General features: G+C 71.8%; 16 protein-coding genes, 1 rRNA gene and 2 pseudogenes. 7 read left to right on the top strand and 12 right to left on the bottom strand.

Going from position 1 to position 19,054, the window contains the following annotated elements:
• Positions 1-117 (top strand): 5S ribosomal RNA (gene rrf / locus ABFY07_RS36845).
• Between the two features lie 73 nt (positions 118-190).
• Here rrf and ABFY07_RS36840 read toward each other — a convergent pair.
• The 9 genes from ABFY07_RS36840 to ABFY07_RS36800 form a co-directional block, all read right to left on the bottom strand.
• Entirely contained in the window at positions 191-1,366 is a 1,176-nt protein-coding gene (locus ABFY07_RS36840; protein ID WP_346178666.1) for an RNA polymerase sigma factor, read from the bottom strand.
• Between the two features lie 14 nt (positions 1,367-1,380).
• Complete coding sequence (locus ABFY07_RS36835; RefSeq protein ID WP_346178659.1) at positions 1,381-1,788, bottom strand: YciI family protein; 408 nt, start codon at positions 1,786-1,788, stop codon at positions 1,381-1,383.
• Between the two features lie 143 nt (positions 1,789-1,931).
• On the bottom strand, positions 1,932-4,367 hold the full coding sequence (locus tag ABFY07_RS36830; protein WP_346178658.1) for a hypothetical protein: 2,436 nt from the start codon (positions 4,365-4,367) through the stop codon (positions 1,932-1,934).
• 1 nt (position 4,368) lies between these two features.
• The gene (locus ABFY07_RS36825; protein ID WP_346178657.1) at positions 4,369-5,808 is read right to left on the bottom strand and encodes an ATP-binding protein; all 1,440 of its coding nucleotides are present in this window, start codon (positions 5,806-5,808) and stop codon (positions 4,369-4,371) included.
• Positions 5,809-5,844: 36 nt separating this feature from the next.
• Positions 5,845-7,398, bottom strand: a complete 1,554-nt coding sequence (locus ABFY07_RS36820; protein WP_346178665.1) for an SCO6880 family protein — start codon at positions 7,396-7,398, stop codon at positions 5,845-5,847.
• Between the two features lie 2 nt (positions 7,399-7,400).
• Entirely contained in the window at positions 7,401-8,735 is a 1,335-nt protein-coding gene (locus tag ABFY07_RS36815; protein WP_346178656.1) for a hypothetical protein, read from the bottom strand.
• Entirely contained in the window at positions 8,725-9,615 is an 891-nt protein-coding gene (locus ABFY07_RS36810; protein ID WP_346178655.1) for a DUF8175 domain-containg protein, read from the bottom strand. The genes ABFY07_RS36815 and ABFY07_RS36810 overlap by 11 nt, the downstream gene beginning before the upstream one ends.
• A gap of 367 nt (positions 9,616-9,982) precedes the next feature.
• Positions 9,983-10,291: a hypothetical protein gene (locus tag ABFY07_RS36805; protein ID WP_065961275.1), complete on the bottom strand. Its 309-nt coding sequence runs from the start codon at positions 10,289-10,291 to the stop codon at positions 9,983-9,985.
• A 348-nt stretch (positions 10,292-10,639) separates the two neighbouring features.
• A complete protein-coding gene (locus tag ABFY07_RS36800) occupies positions 10,640-10,846 on the bottom strand; it encodes a DUF397 domain-containing protein (protein ID WP_014177694.1) in 207 nt (68 codons plus the stop codon).
• 272 nt (positions 10,847-11,118) lie between these two features.
• On the opposite strand from ABFY07_RS36800, the gene ABFY07_RS36795 reads away from it, so the two are divergent.
• Both ABFY07_RS36795 and ABFY07_RS36790 read left to right on the top strand, forming a co-directional pair.
• Entirely contained in the window at positions 11,119-12,144 is a 1,026-nt protein-coding gene (locus ABFY07_RS36795; protein WP_428837069.1) for a C40 family peptidase, read from the top strand.
• Between the two features lie 200 nt (positions 12,145-12,344).
• A complete protein-coding gene (locus ABFY07_RS36790) occupies positions 12,345-13,064 on the top strand; it encodes a phosphatase PAP2 family protein (protein ID WP_346178654.1) in 720 nt (239 codons plus the stop codon).
• 1 nt (position 13,065) lies between these two features.
• Here the strand turns inward: ABFY07_RS36790 and ABFY07_RS36785 are convergent, their stop codons facing one another.
• Positions 13,066-14,703, bottom strand: a complete 1,638-nt coding sequence (locus tag ABFY07_RS36785) for an FAD-binding oxidoreductase (RefSeq protein WP_346178653.1) — start codon at positions 14,701-14,703, stop codon at positions 13,066-13,068.
• A gap of 71 nt (positions 14,704-14,774) precedes the next feature.
• A complete protein-coding gene (locus tag ABFY07_RS36780; RefSeq protein WP_346178668.1) occupies positions 14,775-15,110 on the bottom strand; it encodes a hypothetical protein in 336 nt (111 codons plus the stop codon).
• Between the two features lie 97 nt (positions 15,111-15,207).
• Here ABFY07_RS36780 and ABFY07_RS43300 point away from each other — a divergent pair.
• Both ABFY07_RS43300 and ABFY07_RS43295 read left to right on the top strand, forming a co-directional pair.
• Positions 15,208-16,020: pseudogene (locus tag ABFY07_RS43300) on the top strand (SCO4651 family lipoprotein); the annotation flags it as partial.
• Between the two features lie 427 nt (positions 16,021-16,447).
• Positions 16,448-16,633 (top strand): annotated as a pseudogene (locus ABFY07_RS43295) (hypothetical protein); the annotation flags it as partial.
• Between the two features lie 110 nt (positions 16,634-16,743).
• Here ABFY07_RS43295 and ABFY07_RS36765 read toward each other — a convergent pair.
• Positions 16,744-17,124 (bottom strand): metal-sensitive transcriptional regulator, encoded by a 381-nt coding sequence (locus ABFY07_RS36765; protein ID WP_346178652.1) that lies wholly within the window; start codon positions 17,122-17,124, stop codon positions 16,744-16,746.
• Positions 17,125-17,317: 193 nt separating this feature from the next.
• Here ABFY07_RS36765 and ABFY07_RS36760 point away from each other — a divergent pair, with 193 nt between their 5' ends.
• Both ABFY07_RS36760 and ABFY07_RS36755 read left to right on the top strand, forming a co-directional pair.
• Positions 17,318-17,938, top strand: a complete 621-nt coding sequence (locus tag ABFY07_RS36760; protein ID WP_065961254.1) for a DUF47 domain-containing protein — start codon at positions 17,318-17,320, stop codon at positions 17,936-17,938.
• 8 nt (positions 17,939-17,946) lie between these two features.
• On the top strand, positions 17,947-18,945 hold the full coding sequence (locus ABFY07_RS36755; RefSeq protein ID WP_346178651.1) for an inorganic phosphate transporter: 999 nt from the start codon (positions 17,947-17,949) through the stop codon (positions 18,943-18,945).
• The last annotated feature ends 109 nt before the right edge of the window (positions 18,946-19,054 follow it).

Genomic DNA, 19,054 nt, shown 5'->3' with positions numbered 1-19,054 from the left:
TTCGGTGGTCATTGCGTTAGGGAAACGCCCGGTTACATTCCGAACCCGGAAGCTAAGCCTTTCAGCGCCGATGGTACTGCAGGGGGGACCCTGTGGGAGAGTAGGACGCCGCCGAACAAATTTTGATAAGCCTCGGTCCCGAGTATCGGAAGATATTCGGGACCGAGGCTTTTTCGCGTTGGCGGCCGGGTCAGCGAGAGCGGTGGGCGTTGAGCCGGGCGGCCTGGCGCGTCAGGTAATCGCGTTCGGCGAGGTTGGGCGCCTTGTGGGCCGCCTCGGCGTACAGCCGTGCCGCCGTCGTCAGGTCGCCGGCGCGTTCATGCAGATACGCCGCCACCGCGGTGTAGCGGGGCAGGGGGTGTCCTTTGCCCGACGAGCTCGGGGAAGAGTCGTTCAGCGCCGCGAGCGCCGCCAGGCCGGCGCGCGGGCCGTCGGCCTCGCCGACGGCCACGGCACGGTTGAGCCGGACGACCGGGCTGTCGGTCAGGCCCACGAGCTCGTCGTACCACTCGACGATCTGCACCCAGTCGGTCTCCTCGGCCGTGGGGGCGTCGGCGTGGAGTGCCGCGATGGCGGCCTGGGCCTGGAACTCGCCCAGCCGGTCGCGGGCGAGGGCCGCCTGCAGGATCGCGACGCCCTCGGCGATCGACGCCGTGTCCCACCGGCCGCGGTCCTGTTCGGCGAGCGGCACGAGGCTGCCGTCGGGCGCGGTACGGGTAGCGCGCCGGGCGTGGTGGAGCAGCATGAGGGCGAGCAGCCCCGCCACCTCGGGATGGTCGATCGCGGCCGCGAGTTGCCGGGTGAGCCGGATGGCCTCGGCGGCCAGGTCGACATCGCCGGAGTAGCCCTCGTTGAAGACCAGGTAGAGGACGCGGAGCACGGTGGCGACATCGCCGGGCTGGTCGAACCGCACGCCCGAGACCGTCCGCTTGGCACGGCTGATGCGCTGGGCCATGGTCGCCTCGGGCACCAGGTAGGCCTGGGCGATCTGGCGGGTGGTGAGCCCGCCGACGGCGCGCAGGGTGAGGGCGACCGCGGATGACGGCGTCAGCGACGGGTGGGCGCACAGGAAGTAGAGCTGGAGCGTGTCGTCCACCGAGGGCGCCGGCCCGGGCGCGGGCTCCTCGTCGACCAGGTCCTCACGCCGGCGGCGGGCGGTGTCCGCCCGGGTCGCGTCGAGGAACCGGCGCCAGGCCACGGTGATCAGCCAGCCTTTCGGGTCCCGTGGCGGGTCGGCCGGCCAGACGCGGACCGCCTCGACCAGCGCCTCCTGCACGGCATCCTCGGCCGCCGCGAAGTCGGCTCCGCGGCGGACGAGGATCCCCAGCACGCTCGGCGTGAGGCTCCGGAGCAGGGCCTCATCCATCGACATGGGCGAGGTCACTCCGTGATGGTGGGCGGCTCGGCCATGAACGGGCGCAGCTCCAGCCACTCGTGGATCGGCTTCCCGCCCGCCCCGGGGGCGGCCGACAGCTCCCCGGCCAGCTCGACGGCGCGCTCGTAGCTGTCCACGTCGACGATCATCCAGCCGGCGATGAGGTCCTTGGTCTCGGCGAACGGGCCGTCGGTGACCGGCGGGCGCCCCTCACCGTCGTAGCGGACCCACGACCCTTCGGGGGCGAGTGCCTGGGCGTCGACGAACTCGCCGGTCTGCTCGAGCCGGGCGGCGAAGTCCTGCATGAACTTGATGTGCGCCGAGATCTCCTCCGGGGTCCACTGGTCCATCGGCACGTCGTTGGCCGGGGCCGGGGCGCCGCGGTAGTGCTTGAGCAGCAGGTACTTGGCCATGGTGGTTCTCCTCGATGCTGGTGCGGCCCATTGTGGTCGCGTTCACCGCAGGGACGGAGCCAGTTGCCGGTTCTCGACATCGCCGCCAGAAAATTTTTCTCGGCTCTGGAGAGGAGCCGGGCGAGTCGTCCCGGGGCCGCCTCTCAGCCGGCCGGCGTGCGGTGCGGCCACCGCGCGCGGGCCTGCTCCTGGGAGCGCATCAGCGCCAGCGTGGGCAGGCCCAGCGAGGCCCCGTGGGCCAGCAGGTCCGGCAACTGAGGCAGCGGCGCGACGGCCGCGACATCGTCCAGGACGAGGGTGAGTGGTGGGTCGAGCCGACCGGAGGATGACCGTTCGGCCATGCGCCGGCCGTGCTCGACCACGTGCGAGGCGAGTGCGGTCAACAAGGGCATCGCACCCGGATGGGTCCGCGGATCCTCGATGGATTCGCCCATCACATACAGCGTTCCCCCTTCGCCCACAAATGACTCCAACGCGAGGGCGTCGGACCGGCCCGGATTGCAGGCGTCCCGGATGTGGATCGACGACAGCGCCGCGAGGGCGCGGGCCGTCAACTCCTGGGCCATGTCCCGGCGCTCGGGGTGCGCGGTGAGCGTCGCCTCCAGCTCGCCCGCGGCGCCCCCCGCGGCCTTCGCGTGGGTCCTGAGGATCCGCACCGGCTCGTGTGCCGAGTTGCCCTGGGCCCAGCGGTGGACGTGGCGGAACGGGCGGCCGTCCACGGCTGCCGCGTGCAGCCAGCAGCGGAGCATGGTCTCCGCGGCCTCCGCCATGGGCCTGTCGACGGCGTGGAGGGGGCGTACGGGGGCGAGGAGCGCGGCGGCGCGGGTCGCGGCGACATCGCGGGACTCACAGCCCGCCGCGGGGTTCCAGCGCAGCCGGGCCGGGGTGTCGAGGAGGTGGGACGGGTCGAAGACGTGGGTGGGGCCGAACTTGGCCCGGGCGTCCTTGGTCCCCGCCCACAGCGCGGCGTCGCTGGTGACGACCAGGACCGGACCGACGGCGTCCAGGACGGCCTGCGACGCGGCGTCCCCGCGCTGGGTGCCGTAGAGAACCCGGGAGTGCGCCGGCGCCTCGGCCCCGGGGAAGCCAGGGCCGCCGCGCGGGGTGGGCACCGGCTGGGACGGGGCCGACGCGACCCCGGCGGCCGGCCCCGCGCCCGGAGTCTCCGGGCCGCCGGGGCCGACCCAACTGCCCGGGCCGCCGGGGCTGTGGGGGCCGTCGGGGCCGCCCGGGCCGCCGGGGCTGTAGTTGCCGTCGGGGCCGCCAGGGGCGTGGGTGCCACCCGGGCCGCCCGGACTGCTGGCGCCGCCCGTGCTGTGGGTGTCGGGGGCGCCGTCTGGGCCGCCCCAGGCGCCCGGGCTGTGGATGCCGCCAGGGCCGCTGGCGCCGCCGGGGCCGGGGGTGCCGCCCGCTCTGTAGGTGTCTCCCGCGCCGCCAGGGGCATGGGTGCCGCCAGAGCCGCTCCATGCGCTTGCCCGCTGTTCGGCGATGGGGCGCTGTGCTGTGGCTCCCGGGTCGCCGTTCCACGGACCGTACGCGGTCGCCGGGGCGCCCGGCTGTCCCGCGCCGGGCACGCCTGGGTGCGCCCCTACGGGGCCGTGGCCGGGCGCCGGGTGCGGTCCGGTGCCGGGCGTGTCCTGGTCGGCCCACTGCTCGGCGGTACGGCCGCCGACGGCTGTGCCCTCGGCGGCCGTACCGCCGAGGACGCCTCCCGGCCGTCCCTGGGCCGCGTGCGCGCCATGGCCCGCCGCGTCGGCGGCTGCGGCGTTCCACCCCGCCGAGGAGGCCGCCGGGGAGGCCGCCGGGGCGCTCCCGGACGGGCCCGCCTCGGGTGCCGGGGCGTCGTACGCGTACGGGCGGCCCTGCGTCGCCGGGCCCGTCGCGCCGCCGAGAGCCGTGGCGTCCCGCCCTGGTCCTTGCCCAGGCCCCGGTGCCTGCGCCGAGGGTGACGCTGCTCCCGCCCCATCCGCTCCGTCTGCTCCGCGCCCTGCGTGCCCTGCGGTGTGCCCGCGCCCGCGCGGGTGGGCCGAGGCGTCCGTCCCGGGGACGTACTCGTGGCCTCCGGCGGCCTCCCACCGGGCCGCGCGGCGCTTGGCGCGGACCGCGCGATAGCGGGTGACCGTGCCGATGGCGAACACCGACAGCACGATCAACACCATCAGCTCGCTGATGAACAGGCCCCAGAACAGCCCGTATCCCGACAGCTGCTCCTTCGGCGTGTCCGGCCAGGCCGCCGCCAGGTCGTGGGGGCGCTGGGCCAGCGCGCGCATCGCCAGGGGCGTGCGGAGGAAGCGCACGCCGTCCGGCCAGGCGCCGTGGGCGAAGAGCCCGGCCAGCCCCGTCGCTGACCACGCCAGGCCCGTCAGCCCGAGCAGGAAGGCGAAGGAGCCGACCAGCAGCCCGTCCGGGATCCCGCCGCCGCCCCGCGCGGCCGGCGGGGGCCCGCCCGGTCCGCCCGGCTCACCGGGGCCGTCGTAGCCCTGCCCGCCGTATCCCTGTCCGTCGCGCCCCTGCCCGCCGTGCCCCTGTCCGCCGCGCCCAGGGCCGCCCTGCCCGCCGTGGACCCGCCCCGCCGCCATGTCAGGCCACCGTCGAACCGTACGAGGGCCCGCCGTACGCGTCCGCCTCGGCGGCTTCCTGGGCGAGCCGCTGTTCCACGGCCGCGGCCGCCCGCTCCTCGGCCTCCGCTTCGGCCTCGGCGGCCAGTTGGAGGGCCAGCGCGTCCTCCGTCATCGCCCGGTCGGTGTAGACGAGCGGCCGCTCGGCCTCGGTGATCAGGTGCTTGACGACCTGGACGTTGCCGTTGACGTCCCAGACCGCGATGCCGGGCGTCAGGGTCGGGATGATCTCGACGGCCCAGCGCGGCAGGCCCAGCACCCGGCCCGTGGCCCGCGCCTCGTCGGCCTTCTGGGCGTAGATGGTCCGGGTCGACGCCATCTTGAGTATCGCCGCGGCCTCCCGCGCGGCCGCGCCGTCGACCACGTCGGACAGGTGGTGGACGACGGCGACGAAGGACAGGCCGAGCCGGCGCCCGAACTTCAGCAGGCGCTGGAAGAGCTGCGCGACGAACGGCGAGTTGATGATGTGCCAGGCCTCTTCGACCAGGAAGATGCGCTTCTTGCGGTCCGGCCGGATCCAGGTGTGCTCCAGCCACACGCCGACGATCGCCATCAGGATCGGCATGGCGATCGAGTTGCGGTCGATGTGGGAGAGGTCGAAGACGATGAGCGGGGCGCTGAGGTCGATGCCCGCCGTCGTCGGGCCGTCGAACATGCCGCGCAGGTCGCCGTCGACGAGCCGGTCGAGCACCAGGGCGACGTCGAGGCCCCAGGCCCGCACGTCGTCTATGTCGACGTTCATCGCCTCCGCCGAGTCCGCCTCGGGGTGGCGCAGCTGCTCGACGATGTCGGTCAGCACCGGCTGGCGGTCGACGATGGTCTGGTTGACGTACGCGTGGGCGACCTTGAGGGCGAACCCGGAGCGCTCGTCGAGGCCATGACCCATCGCCACCTCGATGATCGTGCGGAGCAGCGCCAGCTGGCCCGTCGAGGTGATCGCGGGGTCGAGGGGGTTGAGGCGGATGCCGCCGTCCAGGGCGGCCATCGGGTCGAGCCGGATGGGGGTGATGCCCAGCTCCTCGGCGATCAGGTTCCACTCGCCGACGCCGTCCTCGCCCTGGGCGTCGAGCACCACGACCTGACGGTCGCGGAACCGCAGCTGCCGCAGGACGTAGGTCTTCTCCAGGGCCGACTTGCCGTTTCCGGACTCGCCGAGGACCAGCCAGTGGGGGGCGGGCAGCTGCTGCCCGTACAGCTGGAAGGGGTCGTAGATGTACCCCTTGCCGGAGTACACCTCCCGCCCGATGATCACGCCCGAGTCGCCCAGGCCCGGTGCGGCGGTGGGCAGGTAGACGGCCTGTGCCTGCCCCGTGGACGTGCGGACCGGCAGCCGGGTCGTCTCCACCTTCCCGAACAGGAAGCTGGTGAACGCTTCGGTGATGGCGCCAATCGGATCGGCCACGGCGGAGCCCCTATCGTCCCAGTCGTCTCTATCGCTCTATCGCCGGATGCCGGTCGCGAACGGCAGCGTGTTCACAAAGGCCCGGTGGTGCTCGCGGTCGCACCACTCGAGCTTCAGATAGCTCTTGCCCGCCGAGGCCCGGATGGTCCGCTTGTCGCGGGCGAGGGCCTCGGGGGAGCGGGAGGAGACGGTGATGTAGCCGACGAGGTTGACGCCCGCGGCGCCGCTGGCCAGGTCCTCGCCGCGCTGGTCGAGCCGGCCGTGCGCGGCGATGTCGCGCGGGTCGACGGTGCGGTTCATCTTGGCGGCGCGGCTGGCTTCCGCCTCGTCGTTCGTCTTCTCCGTCAGCATCCGCTCGATCGCGATCTCGGTCGGCTCCAGGTCCATGCAGACCGCGACCGTACGGATGACGTCGGGGGTGTGGACCAGCAGCGGTGCCAGGAAGTTGACCCCGACCGGGGTCATCGGCCACTCCTTCACCCAGGCCGTGGCGTGGCACCAGGGCTCGCGGGTGCTCGACTCGCGGGTCTTGGCCTGCAGGTACGTGGGCTCCATCGCGTCCAGCTCGGCCGGCCAGGCGTTCCGCTGGGTCATGGCCTGGATGTGGTCGATGGGGTGGTCCGGGTCGTACATGGAGTGGATGAGCGAGGCCAGCCGGCCCTGGCCGAGCGGCTGCCGCACCCGGATGTCGGCCTCGGCGAGCCGGGCGCAGATGTCGGTCAGCTCGCGGGCCATGACCACGGCCAGGCCTGCGTCCTTGTCGAGCTTGCGGCCGCCGGCGCTGTGGCGGGTGGCGCGGGCGATGGCCTGGGCCTCGGCCGCCAGCTCGCGGGTGTAGTGCATGCAGGCGACCAGATAGGCGCGATGCTGCTCGGAGGAGGTGGAGACCATCGACTGCAACTGGTCGTAGGAGTCCTTGAGCCAGGCGGGGGCCTCCTCGTCGCCGCGCCGCTCCACGTCCTTGGCGTGCGCGTCGGGGTCGGCGGGGAGGGTGCGGGCCAGCATCTGCAGGCGGGTCACGAAGCCGTCGCCGTTGGCGACGTGCTTGAGCAGTGTGCCGAACCGGTCGACCAGCGCCTCCTGGTCCTCGCTGTCCCGCAGGCCGACGCCCGGGCCCTCGATCTCGATGGCGGCGGTGACGGTGCGGCGGTCGGCGTGCAGCAGGACCGCGATCTCGTCGGGGCCGAAGGGGGCCGCGAGCCAGTTGATCCGGCCGATGCCGGGCGGCGGGCCGACCTCGACCTCGCGGCCGTCCAGGCGGGTGCCGGCCTCGGCGGCGGCGGAGCGGTAGGTGGCGCCTCTGCGCACGGTGCGCTTGTAGGAGCGGTTGATCTCGAACCACTTGTAGAAGGTGCGGCCGTTGTACGGGACGTACACGGCGGCCAGGGCGAGGGTCGGGAAGCCCACCAGGGTGGCGATGCGCAGCGTGAGCACCGGGACCAGCAGCCCGCACATCATCCCGAGGAACGCGCCCCCGATGATCAGCGCGATCTCGCCGGTCTCACGGTTCTTGCCGACGATCGCGCTGGGGCGGGCGCGCCCGATCAGATATGTGCGGCGAGGCGCGATGGGGTGGGACTGGGCCTCGATCGTCACCGGCGGTCACCTCCTGGGTTGTTGCTGGAACCGCGGTTCTGCGCGCGGGCCGCGGCGGCGGCCCCGCCGCCTGTGCCCCCCGCGCCGCCGGGGCGTGCGGCACCGCCCCCGCCTGCTCCGCCCTGGCCGCCGCGGGAGCTGTGGGCGGCGACGCCGCCGGAGACCGGGTTGGCGGGTTTCGCCTGCCCGGGGCGGGCCGCCCCGCCGCCGCCGTCGCCGCCGCCGCGGGCGCTGTGGGTGTTGATGCCCTGCTTCACGAGCGCGGCGGGAGAGCTGATGATCGCGGCGGCTTGCCGGGACGCCGGGTCCGCGCTGGCGCTGCGGGCCTTGACGATCTCATCGCCGAAGCCGGGCACGAAGCGGTAGATCATGGCGCTGGCGAAGATGGCGAGGACGATGATCGCGAGTCCGGAGACGACGGCTGAGAAGGCGTCGGGCCCCTTGTCGGACGTGGACAGCGCCCCGGCGAGGGCGAGCACTATCACGACCACGGGCTTGACCAGAATCACCGCGATCATGAGCCCCGCCCAGCGGCGCACATGCCCCCACATGTTCTTGTCGACGAGACCCGAGTAGACGGCGGTGCCCAGCAGCGCGCCCACGTAGAGGAGGGCGGCGCGGATCACGAGCTCGAGGCAGAGCACACCGGCCGCGAGGATGGTCACCAGCGACACGACGATGAGCATGATCGGCCCGCCGCCGATGTCCTCGTCCTTCTTCAGGGCCTCGGCGAACGAGCCGAAGAAGGCGTCGTTGTCCGCGCCGGTGCCCGAGGCGATGGCCTCGGTGACGGCGTCGGTCGCCGTGACGACCGTATAGAGGATCAGCGGGGTGAAGGCCGAGGCGAGCACCGTCAGCCAGAGGAAACCTATGGCCTCCGACAGCGCCTCGCCGAGCGGCGCCCCGCGGATGGCGCGCTTGGCGACGGCGAGCAGCCAGAGGATGAGGGTGAGGACGGTCGAGGCGGCGAAGACGACGGCGTACTGGCGGAGGAATGCCTCGTTGGTGAAGTCGACGGTCGCCGTGTCCTTGACGAGGTCGGAGAGCTTGCCGACGAGCCAGGAGGCGGCGTTGGCGCAGCCGCGGGCGAGGGAGGCGGCGGGGTCCAGGGGGGAGGTGGGGTCGGGCGGGCCGCCGCTGCTGCCCCCATCCTTTTCACAGTTCTCCTTCACCGTGCCGTGGAGGAAACTGCAGTCCTCCGGGCTGCCTGAAGGACCTGGCGTGGGACTAGGGGCCGCAACAGCTCGCGTGGCGAGGAGTACGGTAGCCGTCTGGACGGCTGCCAGGGCGCCGATGAGCTTGAGAGCGTAGCGGCGCGGGCTAGCGGGCATAGGTGAACCCTCCGTACTGCTCGACTGCCTTGGCAATTTCATCCGCGGTGGAAGCGGCACGATCGCTGTTGATGGGGGCCGGACCGTTCTGCTGGGAGAAGCTCTCGGTCTTCCAGTCGTTGCCCACCCAGCGCAGCTTGAGCGTCATGGTGAACCAGTCGTTGGTGACCGGGGTCTTCGAGCCCTCTCCCGCCGTGCCGAACACTCCTGTGCACCAGACCGCGACCGTCGCGGTGCCGTCCGCGTACTTCGTGATCTTGGTGCCGACAGGTGCGGTGCGTGAGACGTAGGTCAGCCCCTCGGCGGCCTTGCCGTTTTGGTCAAGGCCGAGCTTCTGCAGAAAGTCCGTGGAATAGGCCTTGTCGAGCTTGTCCTGGAGCGGTCCGGCCGCCGCGCTCGTGAAGACCCGCGGCACGATCTCATGGCGGCGGTCCCGGTTGAGCATGTCGGCCGACCCCAGCGCCACCGCGTAATTCGCCGCCGCGCTCTGCGCCCCCTGCTCCGTCTTGGCGAACCCCGACGCGATCCCCGTCACGGTGTCCTTCCCCTCCACGGGGCGCTCGCCCGTCGGGGCGGTGGACCCGCTGGTCGCGCTGGTGCCGCCGGGGTCGTCGGAGCTGCCGTTGGAGGAGTCGTCTCCGCCGCCTCGGTTGGCGAAGGCGATGGCCGCGATGAGCAGCACGACGACGCTCACCACGGTGACCAGGTTGCGGCTGGGCTTGCCGGGGCGGGAGGTGCCTCGGCGGGGTGGGGCGAACGGGTCGTCGTCGCCTTCGGGGAGGCGGGTGCGCGTCAGGCGGCCGCCGGAGGACGGGCCGCCCGTGCGGGTCGGGTCCTGGCCGTAGTCCCCGCCGTATCCGTCATCGCCGCCCAGACTCATCGCACGTACGCCCCTTCAAACGTGTCAACCGTGACAGCCGCGCCGACCGCCCCAGCCGCGTCAACCGTGACAGCCGCCCCAGCCGCGCCGACCGCCCCAGCCGCCCCAATCGCCGCAGCCGCGTCGGCCGCCGCAGCCGTGGTCGCTCGGCGGCCACCCCCATACGACGGTAGCGGCGCGGAGTGACGGTGGATCGCGACGGTGTGAGTGGACATCAAGCTGACACGACCTCAAGGAGCGAAGCGGGCATCAGGGAGCAGCCTCGTGGTGGGGAGGTGGATCGGGTGGGGGCTCGGGGGTGGAGGCCTCGGGACGGGGGGTGCGCCGCGCGTGGGGGGTCGGCTCTGCGGGTGGGTGGTGTGGTGCGCTAGACGGCCATGCCGTACACGATCGTGAAGACAGTGCCCAGGGATCCGATGATGAACACACCGGTCAGGCCGGCGACGATCAGGCCCTTGCCCTGTTCGGCGCTGAAGGTGTCGCGCAGCGCGGTCGCGCCGATCCGCTGTTTGGCCGCGCCCCAGATGGCGATGCCGAAGCAGAGCAGCAGGGCGACGGCCATCACCACCTCGATCATGACGCGGGCCTCGCCGCCCAGGTCGCCGAAGGGGCCCCAGTCTGGGGCGATTCCGCCGATGATGGTGTCGATGTCGCCCTTGTCGGCCGCTAGAAACATAGAACTCACCGCCCCTTATGGGTAGTTGCGTGCCGCCGTCGGTTGGCACATGCCAGCCTCTATCTTCGCTGACGATTCCGCTTCCGCATGTCGACTTGGCGGCATTTCTTGGCGGATCTCGTACGTGTTGTGGACCACGATGACCTGGTCGGCGTACGAAAGCGTCAATGTGGGGCCCGCTGGCTACTGTGTGTATCACGCACATGAGCGCTGGGCAATGATCGATGTCGGGGGCTCGGGCTCCGGCTCGGGCTCCGGCTCGGGCTCGCGGTTCGGGCTCCGGCTCGCGGTTCGGCGGTCCTTCCTCTCCGCCCCCGCTCCTCGTCCGGCTCCTCCCCGCGCTCCCCCTCACTCCTCCGCGAAGTCGTCGAACTCGCCCGCCTTGACCCCCTTGATGAACGCCTCCCACTTGGCCTGGGTCGTCACCACGATGTTGTCGGGGTCGTTGCTCTCCCGCATGTAGATCCGGCCATCGGGGCCCGCGGCCACCTCCAGGTAGGCCTCCTGCTCCCCGTCCTCCGGGGTGGTGGCCCGCTGCCAGTCGAGCTGTGTCATCGCATGGTCCTTACGGGGTGAGGTAGGGGCGTCTGGGATCCGGCGTGTGAGGTGCTCGGACGGGCCGGACTCTACGCGCTCCGGGCGCCCAGGGGAGGCGGTCGCGGGGCGGGGCCGGGCGTACCGGGGGCAGGGGCGGGGCGCACGAGGAGGGTCACGAGGAGGGGCACGCGGAGAGGGGGGTGCGGGCGGCCTGCCCCGCCCGTATGGTTTCGGCTGGCGGGCGGCGGAATTTCGCCGTACGTGCGGAAACACGTTCGTATGACGTGCAGATGGGGGAGGATGGGCGGGTGCGCAAGGTCTGGCTGGGCGTCAGTGTCGCTTTCGGGGTCTCCTTCTCTCTCGTCGCGCTCCTTGTCATCGGTACGTACATGGTCGCCGCCGACCTGGCGGGCGGCGGGAGCGGTACGACGGTCGGGCTGGCCAAGGGGGCCGTTCCCGCCGCGTACCAGCCGCTGGTCCAGAAGTGGGGGAACCTCTGCCCCGCGATCAACCCGGCCCTGCTCGCCGCGCAGCTCTACCAGGAGAGCGGCTGGAACCCGAAGGCGCAGAGCCCGGCCAACGCCAAGGGGATCGCGCAGTTCATTCCGGCCACCTGGGCCTCTCACGGCGTGGACGGCGACAAGGACGGCGACCGGGACATCTGGGACCCGCGGGACGCGATCCCGTCGGCGGCCGCCTATGACTGCTCGCTCGCGAAGTACGTGAAGGACGTCCCGGGCGATCTGACGCACAACATGCTGGCCTCCTACAACGCCGGCGCGTACGCGGTGATCAAGTACTCCGGCGTGCCGCCGTACCGGGAGACCCAGAACTATGTGAAGACCATCACCACCCTGGCCAAGAGCTTCGCGGCGCCCGTCCAGAAGGTGCGGCCCTCGCGGCAGTCGGCCGCGGCGATCTACTTCGCGCAGAAGCAGCTCGGGAAGCCGTATCTGTGGGGCGGCGACGGGACCCCGGAGGACGGCGGGCGGTTCGACTGCTCCGGGCTGACCAAGGCGGCGTACAAGACCGTCGGGATCGATCTGCCGCGCGTCGCGAACGACCAGTGGAACGCCGGACCGCATCCCAAGCGGGACGAGCTGCTCCCCGGTGACCTGGTCTTCTTCGCGTACGACCTGGACGACCCGAGATCCATCCACCACGTGGGGATCTATGTCGGTGGCGGACAGATGATCAACGCCCCGTACACTGGTGCCGTGATCCGGTTCGACAAGATCGACACGCCGGACTACATCGGTGCGACGCGGGTGACCAAAGATGGCGCAAAAGCGTTGCCGACGGCGAACTCCGCGTAAAGCCTCCGCCCTGAACTGCGACGATGGGTCACCCTTCGGTAACGTCCTGGTGATCGTTGGGTAGAGAGCGGAACGCCTCGCTCGATGAGGGCGTTCCCTGGAAGAGGATCGGCAGCGGAGACATCGGCTACCGATCGCGTTCGCCAACGGGGGCCGGTAGCCGCATGTAGCGACGGGCAAGAGATAAGGGGCCACGACACATGGCTGGACTCGCACTGGACGGGTCGAACCCTGATGTCAGCCTGCTCTACGACATCAATGGACTCGCCAAGGACGCCCCGCACTGGTTCGACCGCGTCATGGAGTTCGTCGGCGAGTACGGGATCATCATCGGGCTCGCCGTGGTGTTGCTCGGCGCGTGGTGGAGCGTGCGCAGGCGTCCGAAGGACGCGCCGTCCGCCGTCGCCGGGCTGGTGTGGGCGCCGCTGGCCGCCGGCCTGGCGCTGCTCGCCAACATTCCGATCCGGGAGTTCGTGGAGCGGCCGCGCCCCTTCAAGGACCATCAGGGGCTGGACGTCCTGGTCGCGGGCAAGTCCGACTTCTCCTTCGTCAGCGACCACGCGACGCTGACCATGGCGGTCGCCGTGGGCGTGTTCATGGTCAGCCGGACCTATGGGCTGGCCGCGATCGGCCTCGCGCTGCTCGAAGGGTTCTGCCGCGTCTACATGGGCGTCCACTACCCGACGGACGTCATCGGCGGGTTCGCGCTGGGCACGGCGGTCGCGCTGCTGCTGGCGCCGCTCGCGATGATGCTGCTGACCCCGCTGACGACGGCGATCGCCGGCTCGCGGGCCGCCTGGCTGGTACGGGCCGGGAAGGCCCCCGCGGCCGGGGAGGCCGCGGGGGAGGACGTACCGGAACTCTCCGGGTCGTCCCGGGCGCCACGGAGCGAGCGCCGTCACAAGGACCTGGCGGCCTGACTCACAGAGCCTGCGGGAAGTCGAACAGCCGGTCCGGGTCGTAACGTTTCTTCAGCTTGGTCAGCCGGTCCGCCGCAGAGCCGTAGTACGCGGTGCGCCAGTCCTTGAGCGAGGCGTCCGTGTAGTTCTGGTACGCCGCCCCCGACGCATGGCGCCGCATCGCCGTGTGGACGCCGTCGAGCCAGGAGCGCTGCGCGGTCCCGGCCCCGCCGGCCGCCCAGGAGGCGGTGTACTGGGCCAGGAAGCGCGACCGGCGGTGGACGAAGGCGGTGGCCAGGGGCGCGACGCGGTTGACGGCGCCGCCGAGCGCGGTGAGCGCGATGCTGACCGCGCCCCCGCCGCTCGTACGGCGTCCGTAGGCCTCCACCTGGCCGAGCATCGCGCGCACGCCCGCCTCGCTCAGCGAGCGGGCGTAGAAGTCGGAGCGGGCCGCGTACGTCTCGCGCCGCAGGACCCCGGAGGAGCTGCGGCCCGGGGTGCTGCCCGGGAGGTGGCACTGGGTGGTGCCGGTGCTGCCGCAGCCGGCGTACATCCGCATCGCCTCCACATAGCCGCGGCGGCGCAGCGAGACGCTCCTGGCGGGGCCGGGGCCGCCCGGGCCGTCGGCGAGCCGGTCGACGGCGTTCTGCAGCTCGCCGTAGGTGCCGAGCGAGAAGCAGCTCACCGAGACGGTCGGCGTCCGTCCGGGGGAGGCCTCCAGGTGGAGCGCCGACCAGATCTCGTCCGGCTGGTCCGGGCCCCACTTCTGCCAGGCGCGCAGCACCGTCGCGGCCTTGGACCACGGCCAGGTCATGTAGCAGGTGACGCCGTCGGCGGCCTTGTGGGTGCGGAAGCGGAGTTCCGTGACGACGCCGAAGTTGCCGTTGCCGGCGCCCCGCAGGGCCCAGAACAGATCGGGCTCGCGATCCTTGGACACCTGGAGGGTCCGGCCGTCGGCGGTGACGATGGTCGCGCCGGTGAGGTTGTCGGAGGTGAGCCCGTACGCCCGGGAGACCACGCCGTGCCCGCCGCCGAGGGTCAGGCCGGAGATGCCGACGGTGGGGCAGGAGCCGCCGGGCACGGTGACGCCCGACGCGCCCAGGGAGGTGTAGACGTCGATGAGCTTGGCACCCGCGCCGATCCGGGCCTCGCCGGAGGAGGCGCGGATGGACTTGAGCGCGGAGACGTCGATGACGAGCCGGCCGTCGCCGCTGGACCAGCCCGCGTAGCTGTGGCCTCCGTTGCGGATGGCGACGGGGGCGGCGTGGCGGCGGGCGAAGTCCAGGCACTCGGCGATGTCCGAGGTGGTGGAGACATAGGCGACGGCGGCGGGCCGCAGCCGGTCGAAGCGGGTGTTGTAGAGCTGGCGGGCGGTGGCGTAGTCGGCGTCGCCGGGGCGTATCAGGTCGCCCTGCAGGCCCTTGCCCAGCGCGGTCCAGTCGGCGGCCCGCGGCTTGCCGTCGGTGCCGCCGGCGGAAACCGAAGCGGAAGCGGAAGTGGAGCGGGACGCCGAGCCGGCGTCGGAGGCGTCGGAGGCGGAGGCGCGGGCGGACGGGTCGCCCTCGCCCGTCGCCTGTCCCGAGTCCTTGCTGCACGCGGCGGCCCAGCCCCCCGTGGTCGCCAGTGCCGTGCCCGCTGCCAGTAGTGTCCGCCGGTTCATGGCGGCCTCCCGTCCCACTTGACGCCGTTTGCCCACCAGTTGGCCGGGCGGTCGCGCGCGGGCCCGGTCCCCTACTCAGAGGTCGTGGCGGTGCGTCCGGTTCCGTCCGGGGCGGAAGCGGTGGAAGCGGCGGATCCGGGAGCGGAATCCCAAGCGGCGTTATCGGCGGGGGAGCTGGAGGGGTCACTGCGGGGCGGCGGTGGGGCGGGGGCGGGTTCCGCGGTGGGCTCCGCGATGGGCTCGGCGGCGCGCTCGGTGGTGTGGCCGGCCGCGTCGGCACGGGCCTTGTCCCGCGCCCGGCGGGCCGGTCCGTACCAGCCGCAGGAGCAGCGGGCGGTGGAGAAGGATCCCTTTTCGACGGTGGTCGTGCGGTGTTGGCCGGCACCTTGGTTGCCTGAGTCGAGCACATGACCACGCTACCCGCCCGTGACGGGGCGGCGGGACCGGTCGTTAAACGAACAAGTACCAAGGCGTGGACGAGCGTGGCCAGGGGGTCGGCGGTCGATGGAGATCCAGCGGCGTACGGGCGGTGCCCGGGCGAGGCGCACGGCGGCCGCCGTGGCGGGCGGGCTGCTGGCCGGGCTGATGGTGACCGCGACCGTGACCGGCTGTTCCTCCGAGACGGCCGCCGACGAGCGCCCGGGCGGGGAGTCGCGGGCCGCCGCGGTCGCGGCGCTGCACCGGGCCGCCGATGTGCTGGTGCGGTCGGGGAGTTCGCGGGTCCGAACGACGATGGAGACGGCGACGGGCGGCACGCGGGTGTCGATCAGGGGCACCGGCGCGTATGACTTCGTGAGGCGGATGGGGCGGCTGCGGCTGGTGCTGCCCAAGGACGCGATGGGGACCGCCGAGCACGAGCCGATCACCGAACTGCTGGCCTCGGGCGCGCTGTTCATGAGGAACCGGGGCGAGGGCATTCCGCCCGACAAGTGGGTGCGGGTGGACACGGCAGGCATCCCGGACGGGAATCTGGTCACCGGCGGGGCGACCGATCCGCTGGCGGCCGCCGAACTGCTGCGGGGCGCGCGGAGCGTGAGCCTGGTGGGCGAGGAGGGGCTGGACGGGACGCTGGTGTGGCACTACCGGGGCACGACGGACATCGGGCGGGCCGCGCGGGCCGCGTCGCCGGGCGTGCGGGGCCCGTTGACCGCCGCCGCGCGGGGGTTCACGGAGCGCGCGGTCCCCTTCGACGCGTATCTGGACCGCCAGGGCCGGCTGCGTGAGGTGCGGCACCACTTCACGGTGACCAGCGAGGCGAGCGGCCAGTCGGGCCAGTCCGGCCAGGGCCAGTCCGGCCAGCACGGCGGTACGGAAAGCGGCAGTACGGGAAGCGGCAGTACGGGAAGCGGCGGTACGGACAGCGGCAGTACGGGAAGCGGCGGTACGGACAGCGGCAGTACGGGAAGCGGAACGGGAAACGGAGCCGAAAGCGGAACGGGAAGCGGGGCCCGGGCCGGCCGCTCGGGGCGGGGCAGCACCCCCGGGCGTCAGGGGGCGCGGCGCACGCTGGGGGTGGCCTCCATCACCGAGCTGTACGACTTCGGCGCCCCGGCCGCCATCACGCTCCCCAAGTCATCGGATATCTACACAGGAAGGGTCGAATCCACCCAGACCTAGCCAGCACATGCCGTTCGGCCCCGCGAAATGGTCCATCCGTGCCATGCGCGGAGTGTGTACCGATCCCTACGCTGGGAAGCCGCTGCTCGGAAGTGCTCGCAGATGCTCGCAGGAGGAGGTGAAACACGTGGTTGCGCGTCGCGGCTCGTCGGGCCCGGACCCCGTGGCCCTCGTCGAGATCGATCTCTACGGTGAGTTGATGATCGCTGCGTCGAGCGCGGACGGGGAAAGGCTCAGTCCGGACCGTATCGACGAGGTGCTCCAGGTGGCGGCGGACCGATCGGATCCGGCCGAGGACCAGGACTCCCGGCCGCAGGAAGCCCGGTCGCGGGGCATCCAGTCACAGGACAACCAGTCACCGGAAGCTCAGTCGCGAGACGCCCGGTCACCGGAAGAGGAATCCCGGTCGTAGCGCCGGTGCCGTCAGGTCCGCAGCAGGCGGGCGATGGCGGCGGTGGCCTCGGCGACCTTGGCGTCGACCTCTTCGCCACCCTTGACGGCGGCCGCCGCCACGCAGTGGCGCAGGTGCTCCTCCAGGAGCTGGAGCGCGAAGGACTGGAGCGCCTTGGTGCTCGCCGAGACCTGGGTGAGTATGTCGATGCAGTAGACGTCCTCCTCGACCATGCGCTGCAGGCCCCGGATCTGGCCCTCGATGCGGCGCAGCCGCTTGAGGTGCTGGTCCTTCTGCTTGGTGTAGCCGTGGCCGGTGTGCTCGGCGGGGGCGGCCGCCGCCGCGGGCTCGGACGCCTGGCTCCGCTCCTCGCCGCCGGCGGGGGCGGCGCTGTCGGCTGCCGTGGTGGTCATGGCGTCCTCCCGTGGTGCTCGCTATGTCCGCATATACCCCCGCTGGGTATATGGTACCGGGTCTGTCTGGTTGGGCCGGGTCCCTGTGATAAGCACTCTGCCCTATGGGTCACACTGGGTAAGCCGGTTACCGTGGCCGGATGATGCACCTAGCATCAACGAGACAGACCCCGATGCATTCCGAGGATCCCCAGTGCGCTTTCGTCTGACCCCCAGGGAGACGAGCTTCTACGACATGTTCGCCGCCTCCGCGGACAACATCGTTACCGGCTCGAAACTCCTGATGGAACTGCTCGGGGCGGACTCCTCCGCTCGTACCGAGATCTCCGAACGCATGCGGGCCGCGGAGCACGCCGGGGACGACGCGACGCACGCGATCTTCCACCAGCTGAACTCCTCCTTCATCACGCCGTTCGACCGCGAGGACATCTACTCCCTCGCCTCCTCCCTCGACGACATCATGGACTTCATGGAGGAGGCCGTCGATCTGGTCGTCCTCTACCAGATAGAGGAGCTGCCCAAGGGGGTCGAGCAGCAGATCGAGGTGCTGGCGCGGGCCGCGGAGCTGACCGCCGAGGCGATGCCGAATCTGCGCACCATGACGAACCTCACGGAGTACTGGATCGAGGTGAACCGCCTCGAGAACCAGGCGGACCAGATCCACCGCAAGCTTCTGGCACACCTGTTCAACGGGAAGTACGACGCGATCGAGGTGCTCAAGCTCAAGCAGATCGTGGATGTGCTGGAGGAGGCGGCCGACGCCTTCGAGCACGTGGCCAACACGGTCGAGACGATCGCCGTCAAGGAGTCCTGAGCCTCGGCATGGACACCTTCGCGCTTGTCGTGACCATCGCGGTCGCGCTCTTCTTCACGTACACCAACGGCTTCCACGACTCGGCGAACGCCATCGCCACCTCCGTCTCGACCCGCGCGCTGACCCCGCGCGCGGCGCTGGCCATGGCCGCGGTGATGAACCTCGCGGGCGCCTTCCTGGGCAGCGGGGTCGCCAAGACCGTCAGTGAGGGCCTGATCGCCACCCCCACCGGCAAACAAGGCATGATGATCTTGTTCGCCGCGCTGGTGGGCGCGATCACCTGGAACATGGTGACGTGGTACTTCGGCCTTCCGTCGTCCTCCTCGCACGCCCTGTTCGGCGGCCTGGTGGGCGCGGCCCTCGCCGGCTCCAGCACCGTCCACTGGAACGGGGTGGTGGAGAAGGTCGTCATCCCGATGTTCCTGTCGCCCATCGTGGGCCTGGTGCTGGGCTACTTCGTCATGGTGGCCATCCTGTGGATGTTCCGGAAGGCCAACCCGCACAAGGCCAAGCGCGGCTTCCGCATAGCCCAGACCGTCTCCGCGGCGGCCATGGCGCTGGGCCACGGTCTGCAGGACGCCCAGAAGACCATGGGCGTCGTGGTGATGGCCCTGGTCATCGCCGGTGTGGAGGACGAGGGCGACGCGATTCCGGTGTGGGTGAAGATCGCCTGCGCCGCGATGCTCTCGCTCGGCACCTACGCGGGCGGCTGGCGCATCATGCGCACGCTGGGCCGGCGGATCATCGAGCTGGACCCGCCGCAGGGGTTCGCGGCGGAGACGACGGCGGCCTCCGTCATGTACACCGCGTCGTTCATGTACCAGGCGCCGATCTCCACCACCCATGTCATCACCTCGGCCATCATGGGCGTCGGCGCGACCAAGCGCGTGAACGCGGTGCGCTGGGGCGTGGCGAAGAACATCATCCTCGGCTGGTTCATCACCATGCCGGCGGCGGCCGGTGTCGCCGCGCTCAGCTACTGGATCGTCGACCTGGCCTTCGGCTGACGGCCAGGTCACCGTACGAAGCCTCCGGCTGACGCCCGGATCGGCTTTCGGCCAGGTCACCGTACGAAGCCTCCGGCTGACGCCCGGATCGGCTTTCGGCCAGGCCACC

Source organism: Streptomyces sparsogenes subsp. cuspidosporus (assembly GCF_039532705.1).
Lineage (GTDB): Bacteria > Actinomycetota > Actinomycetes > Streptomycetales > Streptomycetaceae > Streptomyces > Streptomyces sparsogenes.
The sequence above is the reverse complement of the archived record's forward strand: the minus strand, read 5'-3'. Positions and strand labels throughout refer to the sequence as shown.

Excerpts from the sequence above, each read along its gene's own strand:
- ABFY07_RS36840 (WP_346178666.1), bottom strand. The coding sequence starts at position 1,366 with ATGGATGAGGCCCTGCTCCGGAGCCTCACGCCGAGCGTGCTGGGGATC.
- ABFY07_RS36785 (WP_346178653.1), bottom strand. The coding sequence starts at position 14,703 with ATGAACCGGCGGACACTACTGGCAGCGGGCACGGCACTGGCGACCACG.
- ABFY07_RS36805 (WP_065961275.1), bottom strand. The coding sequence starts at position 10,291 with ATGTTTCTAGCGGCCGACAAGGGCGACATCGACACCATCATCGGCGGA.
- ABFY07_RS36795 (WP_428837069.1), top strand. The coding sequence starts at position 11,119 with ATGGGGGAGGATGGGCGGGTGCGCAAGGTCTGGCTGGGCGTCAGTGTC.
- ABFY07_RS36835 (WP_346178659.1), bottom strand. The coding sequence starts at position 1,788 with ATGGCCAAGTACCTGCTGCTCAAGCACTACCGCGGCGCCCCGGCCCCG.
- ABFY07_RS36830 (WP_346178658.1), bottom strand. The coding sequence starts at position 4,367 with ATGGCGGCGGGGCGGGTCCACGGCGGGCAGGGCGGCCCTGGGCGCGGC.
- ABFY07_RS36790 (WP_346178654.1), top strand. The coding sequence starts at position 12,345 with ATGGCTGGACTCGCACTGGACGGGTCGAACCCTGATGTCAGCCTGCTC.
- ABFY07_RS36755 (WP_346178651.1), top strand. The coding sequence starts at position 17,947 with ATGGACACCTTCGCGCTTGTCGTGACCATCGCGGTCGCGCTCTTCTTC.
- ABFY07_RS36800 (WP_014177694.1), bottom strand. The coding sequence starts at position 10,846 with ATGACACAGCTCGACTGGCAGCGGGCCACCACCCCGGAGGACGGGGAG.
- ABFY07_RS36765 (WP_346178652.1), bottom strand. The coding sequence starts at position 17,124 with ATGACCACCACGGCAGCCGACAGCGCCGCCCCCGCCGGCGGCGAGGAG.
- ABFY07_RS36815 (WP_346178656.1), bottom strand. The coding sequence starts at position 8,735 with ATGCCCGCTAGCCCGCGCCGCTACGCTCTCAAGCTCATCGGCGCCCTG.
- ABFY07_RS36810 (WP_346178655.1), bottom strand. The coding sequence starts at position 9,615 with ATGAGTCTGGGCGGCGATGACGGATACGGCGGGGACTACGGCCAGGAC.